This window comes from Amycolatopsis albidoflavus, from assembly GCF_039525725.1.
Classification (GTDB): Bacteria; Actinomycetota; Actinomycetes; order Mycobacteriales; family Pseudonocardiaceae; genus Amycolatopsis; species Amycolatopsis albidoflava.
Window position 1 is genome coordinate 204,684 of sequence record NZ_BAAAHV010000023.1, and the last position, 7,151, is coordinate 211,834.

Genomic DNA, 7,151 nt, shown 5'->3' on the forward strand with positions numbered 1-7,151 from the left:
AGAAGGGGCGGATCAATGGCGATCAGCGTCTTCGACCTGTTTTCGATCGGCATCGGGCCGTCGAGTTCGCACACGGTCGGCCCGATGCGGGCGGCCAAGACCTTTGTGGACGGTCTGGTCGAGGACGGCGTGCTGGAGACGGTCGCGCGGGTGCAGGCCGAGTTGTTCGGCTCGCTCGGCGCGACCGGTTTCGGGCACGGCAGCGACAAGGCGGTGCTGCTCGGGCTGTCCGGGGAACTGCCGGAGGCGATCGACACCGACACGGTGCCCGCGAAGGTGGCGGCGATCCGGGATTCCGGGCGGCTGGCTGTCGGCGGGACGCACCCGGTGGCGTTCGTCGAGGACACTGACCTGACGATGCACCGGCGGAAGTCGCTGCCCGCGCATCCGAACGGGATGGTGTTCCGGGCGTTCGCCGCGGACGGTTCTTTGGTGCGGGAACGGACGTATTACTCCGTGGGCGGCGGGTTCGTGCGGGACGAGTCGTACGAGACCGACACGGTTTTCGTCGAGGATTCCACGCCGGTGCCTTATCCGTTCCGCACCGGTGCGGATTTGCTGAAGCATTGCGCGGACAGCGGGTTGCCCGTCAGCGAGATCATGCTGCAGAACGAGCTTTCCTGGCGCAGTCGCGAGGAGGTCCGGGCCGGGCTGCTGGAAATCTGGCAGGTGATGGTCGAGTGCGTGCGGAACGGGTACACGCACGAGGGCGTGTTGCCTGGCGGGCTGAAGGTGCCTCGGCGGGCCAAGTCGTTGCACGACAAGCTGCTTGCTGAAGACGGCGCTGATGACCCGTTGTACGCGATGGACTGGGTCAGTCTTTACGCGCTGGCGGTCAACGAAGAAAACGCCGCGGGCGGCCGTGTGGTCACTGCTCCCACCAACGGTGCGGCGGGGATCATTCCGGCGGTTTTGCACTACTACCAACGGTTTGTGCGCGGTTCGTCGGACGACGGCATCGTCACCTTCCTGCTCACCGCTGGGGCTATCGGGTCGATTCTCAAGCAGACCGGGTCTATTTCCGGTGCTGAGGTCGGATGCCAGGGCGAGGTCGGGTCGGCTTCGGCGATGGCGGCCGCCGGGTTGACCGAGGTGCTGGGCGGGTCGCCGGCGCAGGTGGAGAACGCCGCTGAGATCGGGGTCGAGCATCATCTCGGGCTCACCTGCGATCCGGTGGGCGGGCTGGTGCAGATTCCGTGCATCGAGCGGAATGCCGTGGGTGCGTCCAAGGCTATTCACGCCGCGCGGATGGCGATGCGCGGCGACGGCAGCCATGTGGTGACGCTGGACAAGGCGATCAAGACCATGCGCGAGACCGGCGCGGACATGTCGGTGAAGTACAAGGAGACCGCGCGCGGCGGGCTCGCCGTGAACGTCATCGAGTGCTGATTTTCGTTCCGTGAAGGGCTCCTTGAGGGAATCACATTCCTTCAAGGAGCCCTTCACGGCGTTTCGGAGTGGCGAGGCGCAGTCCCAGTTCCATGAGCCACCAGCCGAGCCGTTGCCGGGCGGGCGCTCTGAGCGCGGGGAAGCGGACGGCGGCCGCGAGCAAGTCGTCGTGGCGGTCGGCGGCGAATTCGGTCAGGAACGGGTGCATCAGGATTCCCCCTGGTCTTCGGATGTGACGGTCGCGTGCGGGAACGCCGCCCACTGCGCGATCACCGTTTCGTCGCCCGGACAGGCCGGACGGCGGTAGCGTTCGATCACCGCTTCTATCTCTTCGATCAGCCGCTGGGATTCGCCCGGCGTGAGCGGCATCCGGGTGCTGCTCAGCGTCGAGCTGTCCTGCCATTCGTCCGCCCAGCGCGGCAGTTCCGAGACGAACCGCGCTTGCTCGCGATAGCGGATGTCCACGTGCTGGTGCAGGAAAGCCATCAGCGGTCCGGCCATCTGCGGGTCGTCGACGAAATCGGCCGCGCGCATCCGGGTCGATTCCTGCGCCGCCTTCCACCAGCGTTCGCGCTTCGAGCCGCGGCTGGTGTCTTCCGCGACCAGTCCGGCGTCCGCGAGCTGGCGCAGGTGCCACGACGTGGTGCCGGAGCTTTCTCCGACGCGTTTGCCGAGCCCGGTCGCGGTGGCCGGGCCGTCGACGGTGAGCAGGTCGAGCAGCTCCATCCGCAGCGGATGCGCCAGCGCACGGAGGGTGCGGGCGTCGATCTGGCGGGCACGGCGTTCGTCGGGCATGTCCCCACCCTAGACCGCAGAGGGAACTTTGCAAAGAGTTCTCTGCAATCGGGCAGCATAGAATCGGACAGGTGGAGTCGACCTCGGTGGTGAGCGCGAACGCGGCCCTGTTCCGGCCGGTGCGTGCCGGGAACGCCTTCGAGGAGACCGTCGAGCGGCTGTTGCAGGCGATCCGGCTCGGCGTCGTCGGCGCGGGGGACCGGTTGCCCTCCGAACGCGAGCTGGCCGAGCGGCTCGGGGTGAGCCGGGTGACGCTGCGGGAGGCGATTCGCGCGCTGGCCGACGCGGGGTACGTCGAGTCGCGGCGCGGGCGGTACGGCGGCACGTTCGTGAACGAGAAACTGCCGGACCCGGCGGAACGCGCGGTCGGCGAGGTGGACGCGGCGGGGCTGGAGGACGCGCTCTGCCTGCGGCATGTGCTGGAGACCGGCGCGGCGGAGGCGGCCGCGGCGCGGACGTTGAGCCCGGCTGATCGGCAGCATCTCACCGGCACGCTCGCGGAGGCGTCGGCGGCCGGTCTCGCCGATTACCGGCGCAAGGATTCGCGGCTGCACCTGGCGATCGCCGAGGTCACCGCGTCCGCGTCGCTCACCAGCACGGTCGCCGACGCGCGCACGCGGGTCAACCAGCTGCTCGACCGGATTCCGCTCCTCGAACCCAATTTGGAGCACTCGAACGCGCAGCACGAGGCGATCGTCGACGCGATCCTCGCCGGAGATCCGGTGGCCGCGCGGCAGGCGATGGCGGAGCACATCGAGGGCACCGCGTCGTTGCTGCGCGCGTTCCTCTCGTGATCAATTCACGGAACCGGCAGAACCTTGTGACCGGTTCAGTCGTCCTTCATTCGTGGAGTCAGCCCCGGAGAGTGACCAATCCGCTGGTGTCCGTCGCCAGTGGCGCCGCATCCGCAAGGGTGCCTACTACCTGACCGGGTTCGCGGTCGGCGTGCCGCTGATCGCGTTCTGGATCGCCTACCTGCTGCTGGACGTCCGCAGCCCGCAGGACGTCCTCGCGTCGCTCGGCAAAACCGTCACGCTGAAGTACTCCGACGGCAGCGAACTGCTGCGCATCGTGCCCCCGGGCGGCGACCGGCGGTTCGTGCCGTTCGACCAGATCCCGCAGAAACTGCGCGACGCCATCGTCGCGACTGAGGATCCGACCTTCTGGGCCAACTCCGGCTTCGACCCGACCGGGATCGGCCGCGCGTTCCTGACCGGCGTCGGCGGCGGGTCCGGGATCACCCAGCAGTACATCAAGAAATCGACCGGCGACGAGGATTCGACGCTGTCGCGGAAAATGCAGGAACTCGTGCTCGCCACGAAAATCACCCAGCAGCAGAGCAAAGAACAGATCTTCGAGAGCTACGTCAACATCATTTCCTTCGGCCGCAACACGTTCGGCCCGGCGGCGGCGATGAACGCGTTCTTCGGCCGCCCGCTCGACAACAGCATCACCTGGAGCGAAGCCGCCTTCCTGGCCGGGATGATCCAGTCGCCGTCGGTGCACGACCCGGCGGTCTCCGGCGACGAGCACGCGGCGAAACGCTGGCGCTACGTCCGCGACAAGCTGGTCGAACGCGGTTACGTGAAGAACGCCGACGGGATGGCCTATCCGGGCGCGGAGATCAAGCCGCCCGCGGAAACGCGAGTGAGCCTGAATTACGACCAGTACCATCTCAAACAGCGAGTGCTCGCGGAATTGGAGACGGCCGGTTTCTCGATTTCCCGGTTGCAGCAGGGGAATCTGACCGTCCAAACCACGCTCGACCCAGGGCTGCAGAACGCCGCGCACGCCGCGCTGGGCGACCGGTTGAGGGGCGAACCGGCGGAGTTCCGCGGCGCTTTGGTGGCGGTCGATCCGACGAACGGCGCGGTGCGCGCGTACGACGGCGGCAACAACGGCGTCCGGGATTATGCGGCGACCGGGCACGCGCTCGGCTCCGCTTTTTACCCGTTCACCGCGGCGGCCGCCTTGAAGAACGGCATGTCGCTGGAGGAGAAAGTAGCTGCTCCCAAGGAGATCCAGTATCTCGGCGAGAAGTTCGACTATCCGCCGAAGTGCCCGCAACCCTGCACCCTGCGCAGCGCGTTGACCTCAGGCGCGGACACGCCGTTCATCACGGTGTCCAAGAAGATCGGCGTCGACGAGGTGAGCGCGGCGGCGCGTTCGGCGGGGATTCCGGACGAGGTGGACGGCACGCCGACCATGCGCGAACAGGACGGAGCCACGATCGGCTCGGGCATCGTCGTCGGCCGGTATCCGATGCGGCCGCTCGACGTGGCCGGGGCGTACGCGACCTACGCCGCCAACGGGATGCACGCGGCGGCGCACCTCGTGGACAAGGTGCTCGACCGGTCCGGGAAAGTCGTGTGGCAGCACGAAAACCAGCCGGTTTCAGCGGTCCCGGCGGAGGTGGCACAGGACGTGACGTCGGCGTTGCGCACGACGCTGCCGGACGGTCGCGCGGCGGCCTTGCGCACGGGCGAGTTCGAGCGCGGCAATTCGCGGGACAACCAGGACGCCTGGGCGGTCGGCTACACGCCGCAACTGGCGACGGCGGTGTGGCTCGGCTCCGACGACGACCGCAAGCTGCTCGACGCGGAGGGCAAGAAGGTGACGGGTTCGTCGATCCCGGCGGAGGTATGGCGGTCGTTCATGGCCCGCCGCTGAAGCCGAGGTCAGGCGGCCCGGCGGCTGACCTTCGGAATCACCATCGGGCTCCCGCTCTCCGGGCATTCCATCACCCGGCACGGCAGCTCGAAGATCCGCTCGACGTTCTCCGCCGTCACGACCTCCTCCGGCGTCCCGGTGGCCAGCACCTTCCCGTCGCGCATCGCGATCAGGTGCGTCGCGTACCGGGCCGCGTGGTTGAGATCGTGCAGCACCGCGACCAGCGTGCGGCCCTGCTCGCTGTGCAGCGTCGCGCAGAGGTCGAGGATGTCGAGTTGGTGCGCGATGTCCAGGTACGTCGTCGGCTCGTCGAGCAGCAGCAGATCGGTCTGCTGGGCGAGCGCCATCGCCATCCAGACGCGCTGGCGCTGTCCGCCGGACAACTCGTCCACCATCCGCTCGGCGAGGTCGTCGACGCCGGTCGCGCGCATCGAATCGGCGACCACCGTCGCGTCGTCACGGGACCATTGGCGCAGCAGTTTCTGGTGCGGGTACCGGCCGCGCGCGACGAGGTCGGCCACCGTGATCCCGTCCGGCGCGATGGAGCTTTGCGGCAGCAGCCCGAGCCGGCGCGCGACCTCCTTCGCGCCGTAGCTGGTGATCACCTCGCCGTCGAGGTAGACCGAGCCCGCGCGCGGCTTCAGCATGCGGGCGAGCGCGCGCAGCAGGGTCGTCTTGCCGCAGGCGTTGGGGCCGACGATGACCGTGAACGACTTGTCCGGGATGACCACGCCGAGCCGTTCGGCGACCGTGCGGCCGTCGTAGGCCAGGGTCAGGTCCTCGGCGTGCAGTCGGGTGTCTTCGCTCGTCCATGCCACACAGGTAAGGCTAACCTAGTGACCCCCGTTCGGGGAGTTCCGTGGGTCGCATTAGCCGTACGTGACCGGCCGGTGCCATGATGCGTCCGGGAGAATCCCGGCAGAGCGAGGGTGGGATGGACGACTACCGCGTCGTCGCGGACGAACTCGCCGCCGACATCGAAGCCGGCCGGCTGCGCCCCGGCGACCGGCTGCCGCCGCAGCGCCGCTTCGCGCGAGACCGCGGCATCGCCGGCTCCACCGCGGCCCGCGTGTACGGCGAACTCGTCCGGCGCGGCCTGGCGATCGGCGAGGTCGGCCGGGGCACTTTCGTGCGCGCGGCGAAGCCCGGACCGGAGCCGGCGCTGTCCGAACCCGGCGAAGCGCGGGTGGACCTCGAACTCAATTTCGCTGTGCTGCCAAGCCAATCGGCCAAACTCGCCCAAGCGCTCGAACCCGTGCTGCGCGCGGACGTCTTCACCGACGCCCTGCATCCGCTCGGCGCGGCCGCCACCAAAGCGGTCCGCGAGGCGGCCGTCACGATGCTCGCCCGGGGAGCTTGGAAGCCGGACCCGGACCAGGTGCTGGTCGCGGGCAACGGACGGCAGGGCATCGCGGCCGCACTCGCCGCCTTCGTGCCGACCGGCGAGCGGCTGGCGGTCGAATCCCTGACGTACCCGGTGGTCAAGGCCGCGGCGACCCGGCTCGGCCTCGAACTGGTGCCGATCGAAACCGACGCGCACGGCCTGGTCCCGGCCGCGCTCGCGGCGAGCGCTCCGGTGCGGGCGCTGTACGTCCAGCCGACCCTGCACAATCCGCTCGGCACCACGATGCCGCCGCAGCGCCGCGCCGAACTGGCCGCGACCGTCCGCGGGCTGGACCTGCCGGTGATCGAGGACGGCATCTACACCTTCCTCCGCCCGGACACCGAACCTCTCGCCGCGCTGATGCCCGAGCGGACGGTTTTCGTGGACAGCCTGTCGAAACGCGTCGCGCCCGGGCTCACCGCCGGCTTCCTCGTGGTCCCGCCGGCGTGGGTCGCGCGGCTGGCGAGCGCGATCCGATCAGGCGGCTGGGCGGCGTCGCGATTCTCCGTGGAAGCAGCGCGACGGTGGATCACCGGCGGCGTGCTCGCGGAGGTCGAAGCGGCGAAGCGCGCGGACGCCGGGGCACGGGCGAGGATCGTCGCCCACACGCTGGCGGGCTTCCAGGTGTACGGCGACGCCGCGGCTTACCACCGGTGGTGGGTGCTGCCGGAGCAGTGGCGGGCCGAGACTTTCGTGGCCGCCGCCGCGCGCCGGGGGATCGCGTTGTCCCCGGCGGCGGCGTTTTCGGTGGTGCCGGGGCACGCGCCGAACGCGGTGCGGATCGCGGTGTCCGCGCCTGCGGAGGAGACGTTGGGAAGTGCGTTGGAGGTGCTGGCGTCGCTGGCGAGGGGCGTGCCGGAGGACGCGTTGGTGGAGTAGCGGGTCGTGAGTGGCAATGCCGGTTAGAACCGGC

7 protein-coding genes are annotated in these 7,151 nt (G+C 69.3%); 4 read left to right on the forward strand and 3 right to left on the reverse strand.

Annotated elements, in window-relative coordinates; genetic code table 11:
* Positions 1–15: 15 nt before the first annotated feature.
* Positions 16–1,389: an L-serine ammonia-lyase gene (locus ABD156_RS38175; RefSeq protein ID WP_344285891.1), complete on the forward strand. Its 1,374-nt coding sequence runs from the start codon at positions 16–18 to the stop codon at positions 1,387–1,389.
* 31 nt (positions 1,390–1,420) lie between these two features.
* Here the strand turns inward: ABD156_RS38175 and ABD156_RS38180 are convergent, their stop codons facing one another.
* Both ABD156_RS38180 and ABD156_RS38185 read right to left on the reverse strand, forming a co-directional pair.
* The gene (locus ABD156_RS38180; protein WP_344285893.1) at positions 1,421–1,597 is read right to left on the reverse strand and encodes a hypothetical protein; all 177 of its coding nucleotides are present in this window, start codon (positions 1,595–1,597) and stop codon (positions 1,421–1,423) included.
* Positions 1,597–2,184: an ArsR/SmtB family transcription factor gene (locus ABD156_RS38185; protein ID WP_344285895.1), complete on the reverse strand. Its 588-nt coding sequence runs from the start codon at positions 2,182–2,184 to the stop codon at positions 1,597–1,599. The genes ABD156_RS38180 and ABD156_RS38185 overlap by 1 nt, the downstream gene beginning before the upstream one ends.
* Positions 2,185–2,255: 71 nt before the next feature.
* Here ABD156_RS38185 and ABD156_RS38190 point away from each other — a divergent pair, with 71 nt between their 5' ends.
* Entirely contained in the window at positions 2,256–2,978 is a 723-nt protein-coding gene (locus tag ABD156_RS38190; protein ID WP_344285897.1) for a FadR/GntR family transcriptional regulator, read from the forward strand.
* A gap of 52 nt (positions 2,979–3,030) precedes the next feature.
* On the forward strand, positions 3,031–4,854 hold the full coding sequence (locus ABD156_RS38195) for a transglycosylase domain-containing protein (RefSeq protein WP_344285900.1): 1,824 nt from the start codon (positions 3,031–3,033) through the stop codon (positions 4,852–4,854).
* A gap of 8 nt (positions 4,855–4,862) precedes the next feature.
* Here ABD156_RS38195 and ABD156_RS38200 read toward each other — a convergent pair whose 3' ends face one another.
* Positions 4,863–5,672 carry an ABC transporter ATP-binding protein gene (locus tag ABD156_RS38200; RefSeq protein ID WP_344285902.1) on the reverse strand — a complete coding sequence of 270 codons (810 nt, stop codon included), beginning with the start codon at positions 5,670–5,672 and terminating at the stop codon, positions 4,863–4,865.
* 116 nt (positions 5,673–5,788) lie between these two features.
* On the opposite strand from ABD156_RS38200, the gene ABD156_RS38205 reads away from it, so the two are divergent.
* A complete protein-coding gene (locus ABD156_RS38205) occupies positions 5,789–7,117 on the forward strand; it encodes an aminotransferase-like domain-containing protein (protein ID WP_344285904.1) in 1,329 nt (442 codons plus the stop codon).
* Positions 7,118–7,151 lie beyond the last annotated feature (34 nt).

What these genes read in the sequence shown, in the direction of transcription:
- ABD156_RS38175 (WP_344285891.1), top strand. Translation starts at nt 16, where the DNA reads ATGGCGATCAGCGTCTTCGACCTGTTTTCGATCGGCATCGGGCCGTCG.
- ABD156_RS38185 (WP_344285895.1), bottom strand. Translation starts at nt 2,184, where the DNA reads ATGCCCGACGAACGCCGTGCCCGCCAGATCGACGCCCGCACCCTCCGT.
- ABD156_RS38180 (WP_344285893.1), bottom strand. Translation starts at nt 1,597, where the DNA reads ATGCACCCGTTCCTGACCGAATTCGCCGCCGACCGCCACGACGACTTG.
- ABD156_RS38205 (WP_344285904.1), top strand. Translation starts at nt 5,789, where the DNA reads ATGGACGACTACCGCGTCGTCGCGGACGAACTCGCCGCCGACATCGAA.